Here is a 21,950-nt window from a genome sequence, read left to right as displayed (position 1 = left end):
AATGAAAGTTACGCATTTAGATGGAGAGAAGATATATTATTCATTTTTGTCGGGAGCAAATGAAGTTATCAGTCAAAAAAAAGTTCTAAATGAAATAAACGTTTTTCCTGTTCCAGACGGAGATACGGGCAACAACTTGGCTTCGACGATGACGACAATAATAGAAGAAGCAAAATTTGAAGGTTCCGCAAGGGAAACATTCAAATCCATAGCAGATGCGGCCTTAATCGGTGCCAGGGGCAATTCCGGAATAATATTCGCCCAGTATATAAACGGAATTTCCATGGGCTTGAAAGAAGATGATAGAATATCGATAAGCACTTTTGCAGAATCGGTAAAACAAGCGGTTCCTCACGCATATGCTGCAATAAGCAATCCGGTGGAAGGAACGATGATTACCGTGATAAAAGATTGGGCCGACTCCATATACAGTTTAAAAGAGAATGCGGCAGATTTTTACGATTTGATTTCCGGTTCCTTGGATGCTGCTATCAATTCACTAAAAGATACACCGAATAAATTAAAGGTTTTAAAGGATGCAGCTGTCGTCGATTCAGGAGCAAAGGGGTTTGTTCACTTTATTGAGGGCTTTGCAAGGTTCCTTCATACAGGAAAGATAGAAGAGCTCAACAAGGATAGCTTTGGTGGGATTTCATTTGAAGATCATCCTGAAAATGTCCACAATGAATTCAACTTCAGGTATTGTACAGAAGGCTTGGTTCAAAATGAAGGGATTAATCTGGACAGCATAAAAAAAGAGCTGAAAGATCTCGGTGATTCCCTTATAGTTGCCGGAAATGAAAGCAAGGCTAGAATTCATATCCACACGGACAATCCCGATGAAATATTTATGATACTGCGAAATTACGGGATAATCAAACAACAAAAGGTGGATGATATGAAGTCGCAATACGACTCTATTTATAATAGAAAATACAAGATAGCTCTAGTGACCGATTCTATTGCTGATTTGCCTCGAGATATCATGGATGAACACCAGATTCACATGATACCTTTGAACCTTATGATGGAGGACACAGCTTATTTAGACAAACTAACTATAACTTCTGAAAACTTCTACGATTTGATGGATCAGGTAGAGGAATATCCTACATCTTCACAGCCAAACTATAAAGTTGTGGAAAGCATATTTGCATCACTTACAGAACATTACGATTCAGTGATAGCCATTACTGTGGCGAAAGCCCTCAGCGGCACCCATCAAACAGTATCAAATGCGGCAGAGCTTTTCATTAAAGCAGGTAAAAAAATAGATGTCATCGATTCAAAGCAAAACTCGGGAGCACAAGGGCTGTTGGTAATGAAAGCGGCAGAACTTATAGAAAAAGGGTACGATCATGACGAAATTGTCGATGAAATCAACAGACTGGCTCAAAAGACAAAAATATTCGTAAGCGTTAATACTCTCAAATACATGGTCAGGTCGGGAAGAGTAAATAAGGTCACGGGTATTGCAGCAAAAATAATGAATCTTAAACCTGTTATATCATTGGACGAGAATGGCATGGGAACTATTCTCGATAAAGCTTTCAGCACGGGAGCAAATACAAAAAAAATCGTCAAGAGAATAAAGGAAATCAAGAAAAAGGAAACCGATATTAGATATGCCATCGTCCATGCAGGAGCAGAAGAAAGAGCGGCTGAGTATGAATCAACATTCAAAGAAGTAATCGGGAAGGATCCAGAGTATATAATGAGCATATCGCCAATTGTAGCAATGAGCGCGGGAATCGGGTGCGTAGCAATTGCAGTGATGGCGGACTAAGGGGTGTTTTCAATGATATTGTACTTGGAAATCGGAATCTTGGTTTTCCTTTACTTCAGCATCGTATTTTTGATCGCACAGAAGGTTGAAAACAATTCAATAGCTGATATTGCATGGGGACCCGGTTTTGCAGCTGTAGCTATTTATGCTATGATTTCTAACCAAGCAGCTAACCATAGGCTGGTACTTGGGGGAGGGCTGGTAATAATATGGGCTATCAGACTCTTTTTCTATATTTCCATAAGAAACTGGGGTAAGCCGGAAGACTATAGATATGTTGAAATGCGAAAAAAATGGGGAACTAAAAATTACTATATTAAAGCATTTGTTAATGTATTCCTAATACAGGGAATGTTTTTGTATGTAATATCCACTCCTATTATGATAATGAGCGCATCTCCCACCGGTAATTTGGGAATAACGGCATATATAGGTTTGTTAATATGGATGGTAGGTTTTTTCTTTGAAGCTGTTGGAGACTATCAGCTTAGAAAGTTTGTGAAAAACTCAGAAAACAAGGGTAAAATCATGAGTTCCGGTCTTTGGAAGTATACTCGTCACCCAAATTATTTTGGAGAGGCGATAATGTGGTGGGGGATATTTTTAGTTTCATTAAGTTCCTTAGAAGACATATGGGGCATAGTAAGTCCCATAACCATTAATTATCTTCTGTTGTTCGTATCAGGGGTTCCACTTCTTGAAAAGAAGTACATGAAAAGGGAAGAGTTCAGGGAATATGCTAAAGTCACAAATAAATTTTTTCCGTGGTTTCCAAAAAGGCGCTAGACATGGGGTCTAGCGCCTTTCTACTGATGCATACTTGATTTTTATGCCCATTGATGAAAATTTTTCTTCATACTCAGTCTTTGTATTGTCCTTCAAATCGCTGTTGTGAAGGTCTGTTGTTTTAAAGATCAGTGAATAACCGGAATTATAAAAATATCTCAAGCTGTCATTATAGAGCTGGGTATCGTCAGTCTTAAATTCCAGTAAACCTCCTGTTTTTAAGAAAGCATCGTATTTTTCCAAAAAGCGGGTGTGAGTGAGCCGACGCTTTTGATGTCTGTCCTTTGGCCAAGGATTGCAAAAATTTATATAGATTTTACTAATTTCATCTTTTGAAAAAACAGCTTCCAGAAAATCAGCTCTCATGGGCAAAATTCTTACATTTTCTATATTCAGTTCATTTATTTTTCTTAAAAGATATATCAGAACTTCATTTTGATAATCTAAGGCGATAAAATTCATGTCAGGGTTTTCCTGTGCTTTTTGTGTTATGAAGCGCCCCTTGCCACATCCCAGCTCCAGATGTATTGGGCTTGCATTTCCAAAGACTTCTTTCCAATGGCCTTTGTGCTCTGATTGATTGAATATGACTTTTGAATCTTTCCTCATTTCTGGTTCAGCCCAGGGTTTTTTTCTCAATCTCATAATAAATCTGCCTTTCTCCACTTTAAAATTTATGCAATAGAAAAGAGCAGAAAGCCTGCTCTTTAAGATAGCCTGTTTTTATAATCTTCGAAAGTGAATTTTCTGATCACTTTCAACCCCTCTTTTTCACTATGTATTGCGATTGAAGGAAGATTGACGCCATTAAACATGTTATTCTTTACCATGGTATAGTGAGCCATATCGCAAAAAACTAATTTATCTCCAGGCTTGAGAGGCTTATCAAAGGAATAATCCCCGATTATATCACCTGCCAGGCAGGTGTTGCCTCCAAGTCTATAGGTATGCAAAAGCACACCTGGTTCATCAGAATTTATGATATGAGGGCGGTATGGCATCTCCAGCACATCAGGCATGTGGCATGCTGCAGATGCATCCAAAATGGCTATTTCCATGCCGTTTTCAACTATATCAAGGACTGAACCTACCAAGTAGCCGGTATTCAAAGCTATTGCCTCTCCGGGCTCTAAGTAAATTTCGATATCGTATTTATCCCTCATGAAAATAATGGAGTTTATAAGCTTTTCTATGTCGTAATCTGGTCTCGTTATGTGATGACCCCCGCCAAAGTTAAGCCATTTCATATTTTTGAGGTATTTGCCAAACTTTTCGTCCACTACCTTGATTGTTCGTTCCAGCGTATCAGAATTCTGCTCGCACATGGTATGAAAATGAAGTCCGTCTATACCATCCAACAAATCTGGCTTGAAATTATCCAAAGTCACTCCCAACCTTGAATTGGTGTAACAAGGATTATAGATGGGAGTAGATATCTCAGAATACTGAGGGTTTATCCGTATGCCGCACTCGATGTTTTTTGACTTCACTGACTTCACCTTGGCCTTGTACTTAAGCCATTGATCGAAACTGTTAAATACCAAGTGGTCTACATAACCTAAAAGCTCATCGAAATCCTCTTCCACATAAGCTGGAGCATAAGCGTGGACTTCTTTGCCCATCTCTTCATATCCTAAACGAGCTTCAAAGAGAGAGCTGGAGGTGATGCCCTTTAAATACTGACCTATAAGGGGGAAAAGAGCATGCATTGAAAAACCTTTTAGGGCTAGAAGTATCTTGCATCCGGTTCTGTCTTGAACTGATTTTAGAAGCTCGAGATTCTTTATGATCAAACTCTCGTCTACCACGTAGCAGGGAGTAGGGATTTTATTAAAATCTATAGTCATAATCTGCTCCTAGTCCAATAAAATCGGATCAAAGGATTCCTGCCATGGAAGACCATTTTCGTTTAAAGCTTCCATAAAAGGATCCGGATCAAATTCTTCTACATTGTATACTCCAGGTTTTTTCCATAAGCCTTTAAGAATCATCATCGCTCCGATCATTGCAGGTACGCCTGTTGTATAGGAAATTGCTTGTGAGCCCACTTCCCGATAAGCTTCCTGGTGGTCGCAGACATTGTAAACATAGTAAGTCTTTGGTTTGCCGTCTTTGATTCCCTGAATTACGCAACCTATATTCGTCTTGCCTTTTGTTCTAGGTCCCAGTGAAGCAGGATCAGGCAGTACCGCCTTTAGGAAGTGAAGAGGAGAAATCTTTTGACCCTCAAAATCGATGGGTTCGATAGAAGTCATTCCTACATTTTCCAATACTTTTAGGTGTGTCAGATATTTTTCGGAGAATGTCATCCAAAAACGGATTCTCTTGATGCCTTTTATGTTTTTAGATAAAGATTCCAGCTCTTCGTGATAGAGAAGATAAATATCCTTTTCGCCTATCTGGGGCAGGTCATAGGTTTTCTTCATAGACATAGGAGGAATTTCCACCCAATCGTCGTTCTCAAAGTACCTACCGTTAGCAGTAATTTCCCTGATGTTAATCTCTGGATTAAAATTTGTTGCAAAGGGATATCCATGATCTCCTGCATTTGCATCCACGATGTCGATATAATGAATTTCATCAAAATAGTGCTTTTGCGCATAAGCACAGAAAACGCCTGTTACACCGGGATCGAAGCCGCTGCCTAACAACGCAGTAAGGCCTGCCTTTTCGAACCTTTCCCTATATGCCCATTGCCACTTATACTCGAATTTAGGGACATCCGGCGGTTCATAGTTGGCTGTATCCATATAATGAACGCCTGTTGCAAGGCATGCATCCATTATCGTAAGATCCTGATAAGGCAGGGCAACGTTTATTACTATATCCGGGTTGAACTTTTCAATCAAGGATATTACCTCATCCGTATTGTCTGCATCCACTTTTGCTGTGCTTACCTTTGTTTTCGTTTCAGGAAGCTTAGCCACGATGGCGTCGCATTTTTCTATAGTTCTGCTTGCCAAGCAGATTTCTTCGAATATATCGGAATTTTGGCAGCATTTATGTACTACGACATTTGAAACGCCACCGGCTCCAATAATCAGTGCTTTTCCCATTTATAATCCTCCCTTGTATTATAAAAATTATTAACATGCGTGATTATACAAAAAAATATTTTAATATTCAAGATATATTTTATCTAGATAAAATATATCACAAGCTTTACTTTCTGCTTTCTAGGCTGATATAGTCTTTGCGCTTTGATATGCTCTTGTATGCGGGTCTGATTATCTTGCCTCTATTGACTATTTCTTCGATTCTATGGGCGCTCCATCCAGCAATTCTCGATATAGCAAAAATGGGTGTCAGCAGCTCCTTTGGCAGATTAAGCATGTGGTAAACAAAACCAGAATAGAAATCTACGTTGGCACTGACGCCTTTATAGATTTTTCGCTCTTCCTGTATGACTTCCTGCGCAAGTTTTTCAACCTTGTGATAAAGATTAAACTCATGCTCAAGACCTTTGTCGTGAGCAAGACTTTGGCAGTGGGCTCTTAATATTTCTGCTCTCGGGTCGGATACAGAATAAACTGCGTGACCCATGCCGTATATCAGCCCTGACTTGTCGAATGCCTCTTTTCTTAAAAGTTTGGTCAAATAGGCTTTAATCTCATCGTCACTTTCCCAATTCTTTACGTTTTCTTTGATATCATCAAACATCTGAACAACTTTGACGTTTGCTCCGCCATGTTTTGGTCCTTTTAGCGAGCCTAAGGCGGCGGCAACTGCAGAGTAGGTATCTGTTCCCGCCGAGCTTACAACGTGGGTAGTGAATGTGGAGTTATTTCCTCCGCCGTGCTCGGCATGAAGAACAAGAGCCAAATCAAGTATTTGAGCCTCAAGGGGAGTAAACGCGCTGTCAGGTCTTAGAAGATGAAGTATGTTTTCAGCGGTGGAATACTCAGCCTTTGGGCTATGTATTATCAAGCTCTGATTTCTATGATAATGTGAGATAGCCTGATAGCTGTAAACGGCTAAAAGTGGGAATTGCGCTATCAACATCAAGCTTTGACGAAGCACGTTTTCAACAGATGTGTCATCTGCATTTTTGTCGTAGCTGTACAGTGCCAGTACACCCCTTGCGAGCATGTTCATTACGTCTTTGCTGGGCGCTTTCATAATTATGTCTCTTACGAAGCTTTTGGGAAGACTTCTGTAATCAGCAAGAAGTTTGTTGAATTCTGTAAGCCTTTCCTTAGTCGGCAGGGAACCGAAGAGCAAAAGGTATATCGTCTCTTCAAAACCCGCTCGTTCCTCTGTCATGAATCCGTTAGTCAAATCGGCTACATCGATTCCTCTGTAAAACAATTGGCCGGGTTCCGGCACCATTTCATTGTCGCATATTATGTAAGAATGGACTTCCCCAATTTCGGTAAGTCCTGTAAGCACTCCCTTGCCGGTGATATCCCGCAAGCCTCTTTTAACCTCGTATTTAGTATATAATTCAGGATTTATATAGCTGCTTTTTTCTGCCATTTGGCTCAGTTCTTTTAACATAAACCAGTACCTCCAGTTAGTTAGATTTGTGTATTCTAGAAGACAAGCCTCGAGTAAATCGAGGCTTGTAATATCTAATGTTCCGACATAGTTATTATATCCGATAAAAAAGATTATATCAATGTCTTATGCTTCAAAAATCTGGTGATAAAAGGTCTAAAATATGCTAAAATCATCTAAATGGGATGCAATAATCTTAAGGAGAACAGGTTTGAGATATAAAAATTCAATAACTGATAAAAAGATGATACCGATGAAAGACAAAATAGGATACGGCTCTGGAAATTTCAGCACAGGAGTCATCAACCAGGTTGTAGGGACATATCTGGTTTTTTATTGCACCGCAATTTTAGGAATCCCAGGTAGCTTGATTGGTACAGCATTGAGCTTGAGCATAATTTGGGATGCTTTGACAGACCCCTTCATGGGATATTTTTCAGACATAACAAAGTCCGAAAGATTTGGAAGAAGGCATCAATACATAATTTTTGGAAGCATCGGAATGGCGGTGGCCAACTTTTTCTTGTGGAACATAGATCCCGATATGCCCTTGACCTTTAAGTTTTCAGCTATTGTGTTGCTCATTATTCTTATAAAAACCTTTAGCACTGTATATGTTACCCCCTATACGGCCCTAGGTGCTGAGCTATCAAAGGATTACGATGAAAGGACAGAAATCCAAAGCGTTAAGACGGTGTTTTTTCTTTTGGGGCTGGCCTTTGTTTCAGTTTTTGGAATGTACGTGTTTTTCAGGCCTTCTCTGCAGTTTCCTTCAGGACAGCTGAATCCTTTGTCATATAGGACTATGGGAGTTTTTTCTTCCTTGATAACTGTCACATTCGCCATGTATTGCCACTTTACAACAAGAAAGTACATTCCGACACTTAGGGAGAACATTCAAAAAGACAACCCGAGATTAACGGTAAGGGAGCTTTTCGGGGAATTTAGGCGGATATTTGGTAATCTTAATTTCAGGGCATTGTCTTTTTCATACATGTTCAACAATATCGCTTCAGCACTTATAGCTAACATGGGCCTGCATGTATTTACTTATACGTTTTTTTTAACGAGTCAGCAGATAGCAATAGTGGTTGGCGTACAATTTGCGGTATCCATTGTTTCCCAGCCTGTTTGGTATAAGATATCCGAAAGGTTTGACAAAAAACCAGCTGTGATGATGGGGGTATTCATAAGCATCGCGAGCTGTCTTCTATTTGCATTTTTAGTTGCCATCAGAGAGGAAGCCAGGGGCAGCGTGCTTTATTTTATTCCATTCGCAGTTTTGGCGGGTTTTGGAACTTCAGGTTTGTACACCATACCCTTATCCATGATGGCTGATGTCATCGATTTGGACGAGCTTAACACCGGTAAGCGTTCAGAAGGAAGCTATTATGGGTTTTTGACCATGTTTTACAAACTGTCTCAATCAATAACTTTGTTTATAATAGGATGGATACTAGACCTGGTAAGATTTAATCCGGACCTGGATTTTCAGATGGAGAGCACCGTGATCATAATAGGTCTGGTAATAGGCATCGGTTCCGCTGTGAGCTTTGTAGCTTCATTTTTAAGCCTCAAGGCTTACGGGCTAAATAAGATGTCGGTAATTGAAATACAAAAAAAAACAAAAACCAATTAAGTACAATTTAGAAAGCAGGATGTATGAATGATTTATCAAAGGGTCAAAGAAGGCGTTTTTTTAGATAGACCGAACAGGTTCATAGCAAATGTGATAATCGACGGCAAAAGAGAAGTCGTCCATGTGAAAAATACAGGCAGATGCAGAGAAATACTTATGGAAGGTGCTAAGGTATACCTTCAAAAGAGTATTAATCCAAACAGAAAAACTGCATATGATCTTATTGCAGTTGAAAAGAGAGTGTCAGAGGAGAAAAAGATAACCATAAATATAGATTCGCAAATTCCAAATAATGTGGTTGAAGAGGCAATTCTTCAAGGGAAAATCATCGAGATAGGAAAACCCTATAAATTGAAAAGAGAAGCATCTTATGGAAATTCAAGATTTGATTTTTATTATGAAAAGGATGGGGCAAAGGGGTTTATCGAAGTTAAGGGGGTGACATTGGAAGAGGTTGGCCATGCCAGGTTTCCAGATGCTCCCACACTTAGAGGAACAAAGCATCTTAAGGAACTAATAAGGCTCCAGAATGAAGGGTATGAAAATTACGTGTTTTTTTTGGTGCAGATGAATCATCCTCATATATTTTCGCCAAACTATGAAAGGGACCTGGAATTTTCCAATACCCTTATAAAAGCAAGAGATGAGGGAGTTAAAATACTTTGTTATGATTCATTTGTCGGCGGGGACTATATCAGAATAGACAAAAGGGTAGAAAAATCTTTTTAAGATTTCTCCACCCTTTATTTCTTTAATATTTAATGAACTTGTCTCCCGGCACTCCACAGATGAAGCATTTATCAGGTATTGATTTTTCTATGTTTCCACAGACAGGGCATAAGTAATAGAATACTTCTTCTTCGCTATCCAGGTTTTCCAATGCTTCTTTGTAAAGGTTGGCGTGAACTTCTTCTGCTTTCAAGGCAAAAGTAAATGTTCTTATTGCTTCTTTGTTGCCTTCTGCCTTAGCTACTTCTAAAAATTCAGGATACATGCTTTGGTATTCGTGGTTTTCTCCTTCAACAGCGTCATTAAGATTATCTTCTGTAGTTTTGATTTTTCCTGCCACTTCAAAATGCTTAAGAGCATGCAAGGTTTCGGCATCAGAAGCCGCCTTGAATAATTTAGCAGCATTTTTCTTTCCGTCAGCTTCAGCTTTTTGCGCATAAGCCAGGTATTTTCTGTTCGCTTGAGATTCACCAGCGAATGCTTCCATTAAATTTTGCAGTGTCTTTTGATTTTCCATAATTGCCTCCATTCATCTTTGAAAAAAAATTAATCCATCGTAAATAATAATTTGAATTTACAACGAATTCATATAACATAATATACCACAAAAAAATAATTATAAACAAAAATAATTGCGATTAAATTTTATTTAATCGCAATTGAGTTAGTTATCTCTCGTAGTATGTATATCCTCTTAAACCTGTATCATAAGCTTTCATGATCTCCCGCCGGTCGGTTGGGTCGATAAGGCCTTCGCGTATGGCTGCTTCGGCAGTTTCCCGGAATCTTTCTATCATGTCTTTAGGATCAAACTCAACATATGAGAGTACATCTGCGACACTATCACCATGGATTTCCTTGACAAAATCATAGTCACCGTCAGGATAGATTCTTACGCTGACGACATTTGTATCACCAAAGAGATTGTGGAGATCTCCCAAGGTTTCTTGGTATGCCCCTACAAGAAAAACGCCCAGGTAATAATCATCGCCGTTTTTTACATCGTGCAGCGGCAAAGTATTTCTTACATCGTGAAGATCTATGAACCTGTCAATCTTACCGTCACAGTCACAGGTAATATCCGCTATTATTGCATTTCTTTTGGGAAGTTCCGTCAACCTGTGTAGAGGCATTATGGGAAAGAGCTGATCAATAGCCCAGCTGTCGGGTATAGACTGGAATACCGAGAAGTTGCAGTAGTAGATATCTGCAATGGCGCTTTCCAAATCTTCCAGATCAGGTGGGGGGTTTTTAAGCTTTTGCTTTTCCTTGGAGATCTTGCTGATAAGGCTCCAAAATATCTTTTCAGAAAAAGACCTCTCCCTAAGGGTGATGCTTCCATGCTTGAACATCTCTCTGATTTGATCCCTGTAGTATAGAGCGTCGTTGTAGCACTCTTGGATATTTTTAAGAGTCAGGCTCTTATATACTTCAAATAGATTTTTTATCTGCTCAGGAGTCTCATCTTTCAGAGATTCAGGAATTTCGTATTCTTCGAGTTTTTCTACATCAAGAACATTGAATAAAAGTACCGAGTAGTAGGCTACAGTGGTTCTGCCGGATTCAGTCACAATTACCGGGTGTGGTATCTCACTAGGATCGAGTATGGACATGACTGCTTCTACGATGTCGGTGCAATATTCTTCTACTGAGTAGTTTCTGCTGTTTGTGTAGTTTGTATTCGATCCATCATAATCAACGGCAAGCCCGCCTCCGAGATCCAGGTAACCCATAGGAGCTCCTTCTTTGACCAGCTCCGCATATACCCTGGTAGCTTCCAGGACAGCAGAACGAATATCTCTTATGTTGGGAATCTGTGAACCCAGGTGGTAGTGCATCAGTTTTAGAGAATCCAGCATGTTGCATTCTTTGAGTTTGTCAACCATGGTTATGACTTGGGAGACGTTTAGTCCAAAAATGCTTCTATCCCCACCGGAGTCGGTCCAATGGCCTCCTGCTTTGGCTGAAAGCTTGATTCTTATTCCGATGTTCGGCTTTATTCCCAGCGCTTCGGATCTTGCAAGGAGCAAGTCGAGTTCCCCGGGTATCTCGATAACGAAAAAGCAATTAAAGCCCATCTTTACTGCATATAGGCAAAGATCTATGAACTCTTCGTCTTTGTAGCCGTTGCATATAAGGCAGGCTTCCTTGTCTTTTAAAAGAGAAAGAGCCGCAATAAGTTCTGGCTTGCTGCCTACTTCCAAACCATGATGGTACCTTTGGCCGAATTTTGTAACTTCTTCTATTACTTGCTGCTGTTGGTTTACTTTAATCGGATAAACGCCCCTATAAAAACCTTGGTAATTAAGGGTTTTTATAGCATTGTTGAATGATTCGTTCAGAAACGAGATCTGCGCGTCCAACAGGTTTTCAAATCTCAACAAAACGGGCATATCCAGCCCTCTTTCTCTAATGCCTGAAATTATATCCATTAGGCTGGTGTCCGATTCCTTGTTTTTCATATAAGGGTTAACCATGACTTCGCCCTTGTCAGATATTGAAAAGTATCCTGCTCCCCAGTTTTTGATGCCGTAAAGCTCTTCTGATTTTTCTTTTGTCCAGCGGCCTAAAAGTTCAGTTTTATTCATTGCAACTATCCTTCCATTAACAATATCTTATTGCATACATTATGATATTATCACGCTTGAAGCCCAACCGCAATAAGTAACCGGATGAATATTGCAATAAAAGACTAAAAGCGAAAATGGAAAATATGAGAAGTTGATTTTTACAGTTAAATGGAATAGAATTAAATAAAAATCATACGAGGGGTGTTATCGTGAATAAAGAGCTCATTTGCATCGGAGAACTTCTGATAGATTTCATTTGTCAGGACGTGGGTAAAAACTTAAAAGAAGGGGAGAATTTCCTGAAAAAAGCTGGAGGAGCTCCTGCAAATGTGGCGGCAGCTGCAGCAAAAATAGGAGTAAATGCCAGCTTTGCAGGTTGTGTTGGAGAGGATCCATTCGGCGATTTTCTGATTGCGTCCGTTGAGCATTTTGGAGTGGATACTTCCATGATTCAAAGAAAAGGAAGGACTACCAAGGCATTTGTATCTATAATGGATGATGGAGAAAGGGACTTTGTATTTGACAGAGGAGCAGATGCAGAATATGAATTAACCGGTTTTAAAGCAAGATACGAAAAATGTGAAGTATTGCACTTGGGATCTGCTACAGCACTATTGGGTGGCAAGTTGAAAAATTCATATGAAGAGGCTATCAAGCTAGCTAAAATAAATGGCGGAATAATATCCTTTGATCCAAACTACAGAGAAGACCTTTGGAAAGAAAGAAAAGAAGAGTTTGTACTATTGGCGATTGAATATGTCAATAAATCGGATTTTGTTAAGCTTTCTGACGAGGAGCTGTTGATGATATTTGAAAAGGGAAATCCAGATGATGCACTGGATACGCTATTTGAAAGCTTTAAAGGAATCGCGGCCATCACCCTTGGGAGCAGCGGTACGTTGTTGGCAAGTTCAGATAAGCGGGTGTTGATTCCCAGCATAAAAATTAAGCCTGTTGATACTACGGGAGCTGGGGACGCATTCGTAGGCGCTTTTTTAAGCGGTTTGATGATTGAAGGAAATAGCAGAGAAGCCTTAAATGATTTTGCGGTGCTGGAGGGGATAACAGCTAGAGCAAACAAGGTGGCAGCAATGGTATGCACAAAAATGGGTGCCATGTCTTCATTAGAAGTAATAGATAAAAGAAAATAAATTCCTGAACTTTATTGACATATCGTCAGAAATTTTGTAAGATTAAATCAGAAATAAGCGAATGTGAAGTTTTATATCTGGATTGTTACTGGTAAAGCAGGCAAAACCTGAGTCGGCCCCTGGGGGTTTTGGTTCGGGTTTTTTTGTTGCATAGGATACCGTGCTTGATAATTAATAGTCGGAGACGGGGAGATGAGGATGCGGATTAGAAAGATACTCAACAACAACGTGGTAATTTCCCATCAAGAAGATACAGGTAAAGAGATCGTTGTTATGGGAAAGGGCATAGCTTTTCAAAAGGCTGGCGGGGATATCATAGAAAAGGATAAAATCGAAAAAATCTTCACCTTGAAGGACGAAAGAGAAGCAGATATTTATGAACAGATGATTAAGGAAATATCTCCTGCCCTTTTGGACATCTCTGAAGAAATAATAATCTACGGAGAAAAAATACTGGAAAGAAAGCTTGAAAACAACATCCACATCGCCCTAGCCGACCATATATCTTTTGCAGTACATAGACACAAAAATGGCCTAGTCATAAAAAATCATCTTCTATGGGAAATAAAAAAGCTTTACAAAAAGGAGTTTAAAACCGGTTTGTGGGGATTGGAGCTTATAGGAAAGAGACTTGGCATGGAAATGCCTGAGGATGAGGCTGGATTTATCGCACTTCACTTGATCAATGCCACCATGGGGGAGGAAATGCCTAACACCGTGGATATTACAGAGATGGTTCAAGACATATTGAATCTTATAAAATACACCTTAAGAATAGACTACGATGATTCAAGTCTATCTTATGAAAGGCTCGTCACCCATATCAGATTCTTTGCTCAGCGCATCGTAGGCAAAAAAAATAGCGTTAACATGGAGACCCCGTTCTACGGGCATATGAGAGACAACTATCAACAGGCATTTCACGCAGCAGAAAGGATTAAAGACTACATCCAAAAGAATCACGATTACAAAGTAGGAAGAGACGAAATTGTCTACCTGTGCATTCACTTGCAGAGGTTGATAGATGAAAATAAAACCAAATAATGAGATTGTTACTGGTTAAGCAGGCAAAACTCGGTTAGAAGATATCTAAAATTGTTTAGTGTCATTAAAAAATGGGAAGCTAAATAATAAGACTATATTTAGATGTTTTTGAATCCGGGTTTTTTTATTTAAAAAAAGAAAGGGGTTTAAAAAATGGACTATAGGAAAGCAGCTGAAGAGATATTAAAAAACATAGGTGGAAAAGACAATATTGAAAGCGTCACACATTGTGCAACAAGGCTGAGGATGGTTTTAAAAGACGAAGGGAAGGCAGATGCCAAGGCAATTGAGAAGCTAGATTTGGTAGAGGGATCATTCAGCAATGCGGGTCAGTTTCAGATTATCCTGGGGCAAGGAAAGGTAAATAAGGTATACAAGGAATTAAGCGAGATAGCCGGTATCAAGGAATCGAGCACTTCCGATGTAAAAAAGGCAGCAATGAAGAACTTAAATCCCTTGCAAAGATTTGCAAGGATACTATCCAATATATTCGTACCGATCATACCTGCGATAGTGGCCAGCGGACTTTTGATGGGTTTGCTGGGAATGAGCGCCACATTCGGATGGATAGAAGGAGATAGCGGACTATTTGTTCTACTGGACATGTTTTCAAATGCGGCATTTGTTTTCTTGCCTGTTCTAATAGCCTTCAGTGCAGCCAGGGAATTTGGAGCGAATCCTTTTTTAGCGGCAGCCTTGGGCGGCATTATGATACATCCGGCTCTCCAAAATGCATGGACCCTGGGTGGAGGCGTGGAAAACACCATAAGCCTTTTCGGTTTTGAAGTTGGCATGGTAGGGTATCAGGGAACAGTTTTGCCTGTAATGATAGCTGTATGGATAATGAGCTATATCGAAAAGTTCTTTAGAAAAATAGTACCCAATATTTTAGATATCATACTGACTCCATTTTTGACACTTATGACTACTGCGTTCTTGTCGTTGATAGTAATAGGGCCTGCGGGCAGATTCCTAGGAGATATCATTTCCTACGGATTACAAGGTGTCTATTCGACAGCAGGATTTTTAGCAGGGCTTGTTTTTGGGGGATTGTACTCAACAATTGTAATTACAGGGATTCATCACAGTTTTCACGCAATTGAGGCAGGGCTGTTGGCAAATCCATCAATCGGAGTAAACTTCCTCCTTCCCATTTGGGCAATGGCAAATGTGGCTCAGGGTGGAGCAGCTACAGCAGTTTACTTTAAAACAAAGAATCAAAAGATTAAGCAAGTCGCTTTGCCGGCGGCGACAAGCTGCTTGCTGGGGATTACAGAGGCTGCAATTTTTGGTGTGAACCTTAGGCTTAGAAAGCCATTTGTAGCGGCAGCTCTCGGTGGCGCGTTGGGCGGAGCATACGTAGTATTTATGAACGTTGCTATGACTGCTGTGGGGGTTACGGGTATACCAGGCATTGCAATAGTGCAGCAGCAGTCTATGATTCACTACATAATTGGTATTCTGTTGGCATTTGGTGGAGCCTTTGCGTTTGTAAACGTGCTTGGCTTTGAAGATGAGCCGGAAGAGATTGAGGACTTTGTTGATTCAGATGAAACGGAAGAGATCGTCTTAACTGAATCAGAAGTTGTTATTAGCGCACCTGTTGACGGCAGACTCCTTAAGATTGAAGAAGTTCCAGACAAAACTTTTGCCGACAAGATCCTAGGAGACGGCTTTGCTATAGAACCATCAAACGGAAAGGTTTTTTCCCCGGTAGACGGTAAGATTTTAATGGCATTTGAAACAGGTCACGCACTTGCTGTAGGAAGTGAAAATGGTGGCGAGATACTGGTGCATTTTGGAATAGATACTGTAAAGCTAAACGGCGAAGGGTTCAAGCTGCTGGTCAAAAAAGGAGATGTAGTTAAAAAAGGAGATCCAGTCCTTGAAGTTGATTTGGAGGCTATAAATAAAAATGCACCATCTTCCATCACTCCTGTAGTAATAACCAACAGCAAAGATTTTGATATTACACTCATTAAAGAAGGTGGCATGATAAAGGTTGGTGAGGACATAATTAAACTAACAGCAAGGGAGGCAAAAAATGAGTAAAGACAGATACAGGCAAAGATATCATTTAAGCCCTCCGTATGGCTTTATGAACGATCCAAACGGGGTTTCCTTCTATAAGGGTATCTACCATGTGTTTTATCAGTGGAACACGAATTTTCCTGGGGAAAAACAAATCCACTGGGGTCATTTCTCAAGTGATGACATGATTAATTGGAAGCATGGCAAGGCAGTGCTTGCGCCGGTGGACTGGTATGACAAAAACGGATGCTATTCCGGTTCGGCTATTAAATATAATGACAAGCTTTATGCTTTTTATACCGGAAACGTAAAGGATGAAAAGAACATTAGAAGTGCATACCAGTGTCTGGCGATATCAGCCGATGGATTTGAATTTGAAAAGTACGATAAAAATCCATTAATTGACGGTGCCCCAAAGGGCTATACTCCCCACTACAGGGATCCTAAAGTGTGGTTGGATGAGAACGGAAAGGGGTTTATGGTCATCGGCGCTCAGAGAGAAAATCGTACTGGGACAGTTGTTCTATATACCTCAACCAACATGCTTGACTGGAAATTCAAAGGGGAAATATCGGATAAAAAATTGGGGTTCATGTGGGAATGTCCGGACCTGTTTAAACTTGATGGTCATGATGTGCTGATATTTTGTCCCCAGGGCCTTGAGCCTGAGGGAGATCTTTATAACAACAGGTATCAATGTGGTTATATGGTTGGGAACATGGATTTGGAAAACGGAAAATTCGACTCCGGTGATTTTGTCGAATTGGATAGAGGGTTTGAATTCTACGCACCCCAGACAGTATCCCTGCCTGATGGCAGGAAAATCCTTTATGCTTGGATGGGGATGCCGGAAGAAGAAGATCATCCCAGCGTAGAAGACAACTGGGTTCATTGCATGACCATGCCCAGAGAGCTGGATATCTCCCGAGGAAAGCTGATTCAAAAGCCTGTGGGAGAGATAGAGCGTCTTAAGGAAAACAAGGTTGAGTCAGGCCCTATGGAAATTAGGGAGGGCCATATAAAGATCCCTGAATTCGCCGGAGAAAGCGTGAATATTAAAATGCTGCTAAAAAATAAAGGAGCAAAAGAATTTGGGGTTTATTTGAAGGCCTCTAATGATTTGCAGGAAAACACCATGATCAAGGTCAATTCTGACACGAACAAAATAGAGCTAAACAGAGAGAAAAGCGGTCTTTGGGGCAGTGGAATAAGAAGAGCTCAGTTAAAGTCAGCAGACTCTGTTGAACTGGATATCTATCTGGACAAGTCTTCAGTTGAAGTATTCGTAAACGGAGGAGAAGAAGTTTTTACTGCCAGGATATTTCCAAGTAGAGAAGGAATATGTTTTGGAGTATTTGCAAATGGTGGAGCTGTTGAAATGGTAAAAGGTGAAAAAAGTGATATGAAAAAATCCATAAACTTTTAGGATAAATATCAAGAAGAGAAAAGAAAAAGGATACCGAAAAAGTTTCGGTATCCTAATTTTGGTGCTGTTTTCGCAAATCTTTAAGGAATACGGCAGCTGCAGGACTATTTACTAAGTAGATTCCCATACTGACCAGGGATAGGGCAATTAGATTTTTGAAACTTAAAAACTGCTCTCCCAAAAAAAGTCCTGATAATACCGTGCCAAAAACGGGAATAAGGAACTTATATACGCTTATCTGCCCAACCTTGTTGTATTTAAAAAGTGTCGTCCACAGGGTAAAGGCGGCAGCAGTCAAAAAAGCCATGTAAATCAAAAGTAGTGTCGATTGCAGCGTAAAGCCTGATAATCGAGCCCCGTTAAGGACTGAAATTAAAATCAACATTCCTCCGCCAAATAAAAGCTGAAAACCTGTTAGGGCTACGGTATTTATTCTTTTGCTTAAACTCTTGCTGTAAATAAAGCCAACTGAACTTACAAAAGCAGCGAGAACTATAAAACCATCCCCAAAAAAATTTATATCAATATTGATGGTGCCGCCGCTGAGGCTGACTATGGCGACCCCTGCAAAACCAATGATGCAGCCCAAGGTTTTTGATAAGGTCAGCTTGTCTTGCGAGTAAATATAATGGGCTAAGATTACCGAGAAAAAAGCGCCGGTAGAATTGAGTATTGCGCCGTTTACTCCAGTAGTATTGCTTAGACCGATGTAAAAAAGAGTATAGTGAATGCCGGTAAGCAAAACACCCAGTAGAAAAACTTTCGGTACGTCGGACTTTGATGGAAGCTTGATTGACCTAAACAGCATAAAGTTGAGAATCAAGACCAAAATTCCTGAAAGCGTGAATCTGTAACCGGCAAAGGCCATTTTTCCGTACAAGTCTTCCGTGGGGATGGAAAACATCTCGTATCCGATTTTTATACCAGGGTAGGCGCTTCCCCAAAGAAAAGTGCAAAGCACAGCGATAAGAATTATGTTTTGTTTTTTCGTAAAGAATCTTTTTATATTCATTGGTATGTTCCTTTATTTATAGATTACTATCGATTATAACACATTTGATACAAAGTTAAAGAAGCGGAGAGGATTCCGCTTCTTTAACCGTTTGCAGCTTTAGATGGTAAGCAACCAGATGCCGATGGCTAGGGCAATAGCTGCGAATACGTAAAAGAAAATCACCGTACCTTTTTCTCCGAAGAGTTTAATGAAAAACTTGATTTTGGCCATATTCCATATAGCCGGCGGTTTTTTAACAGTGATTCCAACTACAGCAAATGAGTAAACAACTAGTATAATGCCAAGTAGAGCTAGTCCGTTCATAAGATATACCTCCCTTTAATTTAATCCCTGTTCGATGCGTTTTTTTAGAAGAGCAAATACTGCCGCAGTTATGACAAGTATGATTGCGCTGTTTCTCGCTATTTGAGTCCAAATTGCATCCTGCATCAAGATATCGTTGATGCTGTCATAAGCCCAGTAAAAAGGCGACCAGTACAGCACGAATTGCCACCTGTCCGGGAGATACATATACCCGAATACAGAAGCCAATACAGGAATAAAAGTTATTTTCATGCTGGCAATTGCTGCAATGGGTTCATCGTTGACCACCCCGATACTGAAGCCTATGATTATGCTTATCAAAGCTATCCCTATAAGGCTCACAATAAGCATGGGATAGTTGATTGACTCAAATCCCAAAATCAGGACTACACAAATAGAACCCACTATCGGTAGGATAAAGCCAAGCAATCCTTTGCCAACGACAAATTCGAGCCTAGTTGCAGAGGTGACGTTGATTGCGCTTATGGTGTTGCTCATTTTTTCTTCAACAAGATTTAATAAAATAAGCATCCCGCCAAGAATGGCGGTAAATATTATTATTATGTTGCCACCTTGCTGCTTCAATGGAGACATTTCCCATCCTACATCAGAAAATTCAACGATAACTGGTGCATCGGGAAGGTCGGTCTGAGCGTATTTGTCCAAAATGCTAGTTAACACGATATCCATGTTACCTGTTTCATTGCCTTGTTTTAGGATTTCTATTCCGTTGCTGTTTGGGATAACACCAAACACATCGTCCATCCTAAGTATTCGCTCTTCCATTTTATCCATGTCTGATGCGTGTTCAACATTGGCGTAGATTGACAGATGTTCTGTCAATGCATTGTCTGCGCCTTCCATTAAGACTACATTGAGGCCCGATGAGCTTACGCTTGGTATCAAAGTCCTGATGATAAAGGCGAAAAGTATTGGAGCTATGGTGAGATATATAATCAGCCAATCCCTGGTGCCGTTTTTCACATCTCTTCCAACTATTGCTAGTATCTTTTTCATAGGTGCACCCCCTAAACCGTCAAAGATTTTTTAAATCTTATGTTTGCCGCAACGAACACGATTAACCCCAATACCAAAAACAATCCGGCTTGAGTGTAAATATATCTAGCGTTTCCGCCTTCAAGGAGCAATTCTCTGAAGGAAAACATCATGGGATAAGAGGGAAAAACCCTTATCCACAATGGATTGAATGATGGCATGAAGTACGAAACAACCGGCAATACCAGCAACATCATTCCTGCATATAGACCCCCCATGGCTTTTACCATGGTGTCAAAGAAACTTGAAATAAAAAGCCCCAGGGCAGAGCCAAATAGATTAAATGAGACCACCAGCAAAAACAGTTGGAGAAAATTTACCCCTGTTCCCGCAATAGCTAAAACTGTCATTATTGATGTTACAAGTCCCATCATCAACATGATTAACATTTTACTTGCCAGATATTGCCATAATTTTACAGGTGCTACGGCGTAGGCCTTGATGACGCCTTCGTCCTTGTCTAAAAATATGTAAGCTGCTATTATGAAGAGTCCCATCAGTCCTACATTGATAGTAAGATATATTGGAAGGACATTGACCCTGTCTGAAAGCCTTTGAGGGTTTTCATCTAATGTACTGGTGCTGACTGCAGAAGTAAATCCAGGTATTTGAGACAAAAATTCCCCTTCTATCGAAGCTTTTAGCATTGCCTTCATGCTTTCGCTTTCGTATCCTTGAAGGATAAGGTCGTATGCAAGTACGTTGCCGTCTGTTTTTATTTCTACCCCTACAGCCGACCGGTCTTTAGACAGCGCTTCTTCCACCTGGGATCTTTCGGATAAAATCTCGACAGATTCAGCTTCAACAAGCTCCATGATCTGAGATTTGGCTGGTTCATCCAAGTTGATGAATGCGAAAAGCTGTTGGGACTGATCGAAGTTTTCGGGTACCACGAACAGCATCACGGCTATGAAAATGACGGCCATTCCAATCTCGATATAAAAGTAAAGGCTATTTAATGAAAGTTTTGCGTCTTTTAAAAAAGTGGTGAAGAGCTTTTTCATATTATTTCAGCCCCCTCCCGGTTACTTTTATGAAAATTTCCTCTAGAGTAGCCTCTTTGGTATGCATCATTTCAATCTTGCCATTTTTGATTATATGACTTAGCCTTTCCTTATCCTCTGGCAGCAAGAGGGATAATTGCTCCTTTACGGTTTTACCTTCTTCAACATGGTCTACAGCCACCATTTTTTCACCGTATTTGAGCTTGAGATTTCTAGGGGAATCGATGAGTTTTATGACCCCGTCGATTATGAAGGCAACCCTATGACAAAGTTCATCTGCCACGAACATGTTATGGGTTGTCAAAAAAACGGTTGTTCCCTTTGAATTCTGCTCTTTTATTATATCTTTTATCTTACTTGCAATTGCGGGATCCAATCCTGTTGTAGGCTCATCCAAGAACCACAATTCCGGATTATTGAGCATGCTTCTTACGAATGTAAGTCGGTGCTTCATTCCTTTTGAAAATTCACCTGCTTTTTTGTTTGCCACATGATCTAAACCAGCTATCTCTAATAGCTTCATTGGGTCTTCAGTTTTTACATCAAAGAGTTTTTGATAGAATTTTAAGTTTTCCAAAGCTGTCAGTTTGCCGTAAACATTGGACTGCTCAAAAGAGACGCCTATTTTATTGAACATGCTTCTCTGGGGTTTGTGCATGTCACAACCTGCTACCGTCGCTTCACCCTTTTGCAAGGGAAGAAGACCGGTCAAGATGCCCTGGGTAGTTGACTTGCCTGCACCGGATGGGCCTAAAAAACCGAACACTTCGCCTTTTTCAACTTCGAAACTAACGTCCTTTACCGCATAGGCGTCGTTTTTTTCATAGGAATGGTATAGATTTTTAACGCTTATCATAGAAATTCCTCCTCAGAATTTAATGTGTCCAACTGGTCATGTGACTTGTTAGTCATA

Annotated in this window: 19 protein-coding genes; 8 read left to right on the top strand and 11 right to left on the bottom strand. The window is 40.2% G+C overall.

The features are described 5' to 3' along the window. Position 1 precedes the first annotated feature (1 nt). The gene (locus BUB93_RS01485) at positions 2–1,786 is read left to right on the top strand and encodes a DAK2 domain-containing protein (protein ID WP_073269285.1); all 1,785 of its coding nucleotides are present in this window, start codon (positions 2–4) and stop codon (positions 1,784–1,786) included. Positions 1,787–1,798: 12 nt separating this feature from the next. Beyond that, complete coding sequence (locus BUB93_RS01480; RefSeq protein ID WP_073269284.1) at positions 1,799–2,572, top strand: DUF1295 domain-containing protein; 774 nt, start codon at positions 1,799–1,801, stop codon at positions 2,570–2,572. A gap of 9 nt (positions 2,573–2,581) precedes the next feature. Here the strand turns inward: BUB93_RS01480 and trmB are convergent, their stop codons facing one another. The 4 genes from trmB to BUB93_RS01460 all read right to left on the bottom strand — a co-directional run bounded on the left by trmB (position 2,582) and on the right by BUB93_RS01460 (position 7,069). Then, positions 2,582–3,217, bottom strand: coding sequence for a tRNA (guanosine(46)-N7)-methyltransferase TrmB (gene trmB, locus BUB93_RS01475; RefSeq protein ID WP_073269283.1), 636 nt, complete (start codon positions 3,215–3,217; stop codon positions 2,582–2,584). Positions 3,218–3,279: 62 nt separating this feature from the next. Next, positions 3,280–4,419 (bottom strand): carboxynorspermidine decarboxylase, encoded by a 1,140-nt coding sequence (gene nspC / locus BUB93_RS01470; protein ID WP_200789372.1) that lies wholly within the window; start codon positions 4,417–4,419, stop codon positions 3,280–3,282. A gap of 9 nt (positions 4,420–4,428) precedes the next feature. Next, complete coding sequence (locus tag BUB93_RS01465; protein ID WP_073269282.1) at positions 4,429–5,628, bottom strand: saccharopine dehydrogenase family protein; 1,200 nt, start codon at positions 5,626–5,628, stop codon at positions 4,429–4,431. Between the two features lie 106 nt (positions 5,629–5,734). Then, positions 5,735–7,069, bottom strand: coding sequence for a citrate/2-methylcitrate synthase (locus BUB93_RS01460; RefSeq protein WP_073269281.1), 1,335 nt, complete (start codon positions 7,067–7,069; stop codon positions 5,735–5,737). A gap of 211 nt (positions 7,070–7,280) precedes the next feature. On the opposite strand from BUB93_RS01460, the gene BUB93_RS01455 reads away from it, so the two are divergent. Together BUB93_RS01455 and sfsA are read left to right on the top strand one after the other, a co-directional pair. Further along, positions 7,281–8,708 (top strand): MFS transporter, encoded by a 1,428-nt coding sequence (locus tag BUB93_RS01455; protein ID WP_073269280.1) that lies wholly within the window; start codon positions 7,281–7,283, stop codon positions 8,706–8,708. A gap of 27 nt (positions 8,709–8,735) precedes the next feature. After that, a complete protein-coding gene (sfsA, locus tag BUB93_RS01450; RefSeq protein WP_073269279.1) occupies positions 8,736–9,437 on the top strand; it encodes a DNA/RNA nuclease SfsA in 702 nt (233 codons plus the stop codon). A gap of 22 nt (positions 9,438–9,459) precedes the next feature. Here the strand turns inward: sfsA and BUB93_RS01445 are convergent, their stop codons facing one another. After that, positions 9,460–9,954, bottom strand: a complete 495-nt coding sequence (locus BUB93_RS01445) for a rubrerythrin family protein (RefSeq protein ID WP_073269278.1) — start codon at positions 9,952–9,954, stop codon at positions 9,460–9,462. 151 nt (positions 9,955–10,105) lie between these two features. Further along, complete coding sequence (gene speA / locus BUB93_RS01440) at positions 10,106–12,025, bottom strand: biosynthetic arginine decarboxylase (protein ID WP_073269277.1); 1,920 nt, start codon at positions 12,023–12,025, stop codon at positions 10,106–10,108. Positions 12,026–12,216: 191 nt separating this feature from the next. On the opposite strand from speA, the gene BUB93_RS01435 reads away from it, so the two are divergent. The 4 genes from BUB93_RS01435 to BUB93_RS01420 all read left to right on the top strand — a co-directional run bounded on the left by BUB93_RS01435 (position 12,217) and on the right by BUB93_RS01420 (position 17,659). Further along, positions 12,217–13,158 (top strand): carbohydrate kinase family protein, encoded by a 942-nt coding sequence (locus BUB93_RS01435; protein ID WP_200789371.1) that lies wholly within the window; start codon positions 12,217–12,219, stop codon positions 13,156–13,158. 192 nt (positions 13,159–13,350) lie between these two features. Beyond that, positions 13,351–14,202: a BglG family transcription antiterminator LicT gene (licT, locus tag BUB93_RS01430; protein ID WP_084116800.1), complete on the top strand. Its 852-nt coding sequence runs from the start codon at positions 13,351–13,353 to the stop codon at positions 14,200–14,202. A gap of 153 nt (positions 14,203–14,355) precedes the next feature. Further along, positions 14,356–16,254 carry a sucrose-specific PTS transporter subunit IIBC gene (locus tag BUB93_RS01425; RefSeq protein ID WP_073269275.1) on the top strand — a complete coding sequence of 633 codons (1,899 nt, stop codon included), beginning with the start codon at positions 14,356–14,358 and terminating at the stop codon, positions 16,252–16,254. Beyond that, positions 16,247–17,659: a glycoside hydrolase family 32 protein gene (locus tag BUB93_RS01420; protein ID WP_073269274.1), complete on the top strand. Its 1,413-nt coding sequence runs from the start codon at positions 16,247–16,249 to the stop codon at positions 17,657–17,659. The genes BUB93_RS01425 and BUB93_RS01420 overlap by 8 nt, the downstream gene beginning before the upstream one ends. A 52-nt stretch (positions 17,660–17,711) precedes the next feature. Here the strand turns inward: BUB93_RS01420 and BUB93_RS01415 are convergent, their stop codons facing one another. From BUB93_RS01415 to BUB93_RS01395, 5 genes are all read right to left on the bottom strand, one after another. Then, positions 17,712–18,671 (bottom strand): DMT family transporter, encoded by a 960-nt coding sequence (locus BUB93_RS01415; protein WP_073269273.1) that lies wholly within the window; start codon positions 18,669–18,671, stop codon positions 17,712–17,714. A gap of 99 nt (positions 18,672–18,770) precedes the next feature. Continuing rightward, on the bottom strand, positions 18,771–18,977 hold the full coding sequence (locus tag BUB93_RS01410; protein ID WP_073269272.1) for a hypothetical protein: 207 nt from the start codon (positions 18,975–18,977) through the stop codon (positions 18,771–18,773). Positions 18,978–18,992: 15 nt separating this feature from the next. Next, entirely contained in the window at positions 18,993–19,994 is a 1,002-nt protein-coding gene (locus BUB93_RS01405) for an ABC transporter permease (RefSeq protein ID WP_073269271.1), read from the bottom strand. 11 nt (positions 19,995–20,005) lie between these two features. Further along, a complete protein-coding gene (locus BUB93_RS01400; protein WP_073269270.1) occupies positions 20,006–21,037 on the bottom strand; it encodes an ABC transporter permease in 1,032 nt (343 codons plus the stop codon). Between the two features lies 1 nt (position 21,038). Next, positions 21,039–21,893 (bottom strand): ABC transporter ATP-binding protein, encoded by an 855-nt coding sequence (locus BUB93_RS01395; protein WP_073269269.1) that lies wholly within the window; start codon positions 21,891–21,893, stop codon positions 21,039–21,041. Between the last annotated feature and the right edge of the window lie 57 nt (positions 21,894–21,950).

It is taken from the genome of Alkalibacter saccharofermentans DSM 14828 (genome assembly GCF_900128885.1).
In the GTDB taxonomy this organism is placed as follows: domain Bacteria; phylum Bacillota; class Clostridia; order Eubacteriales; family Alkalibacteraceae; genus Alkalibacter; species Alkalibacter saccharofermentans.
The sequence above is the reverse complement of the archived record's forward strand: the minus strand, read 5'-3'. Positions and strand labels throughout refer to the sequence as shown.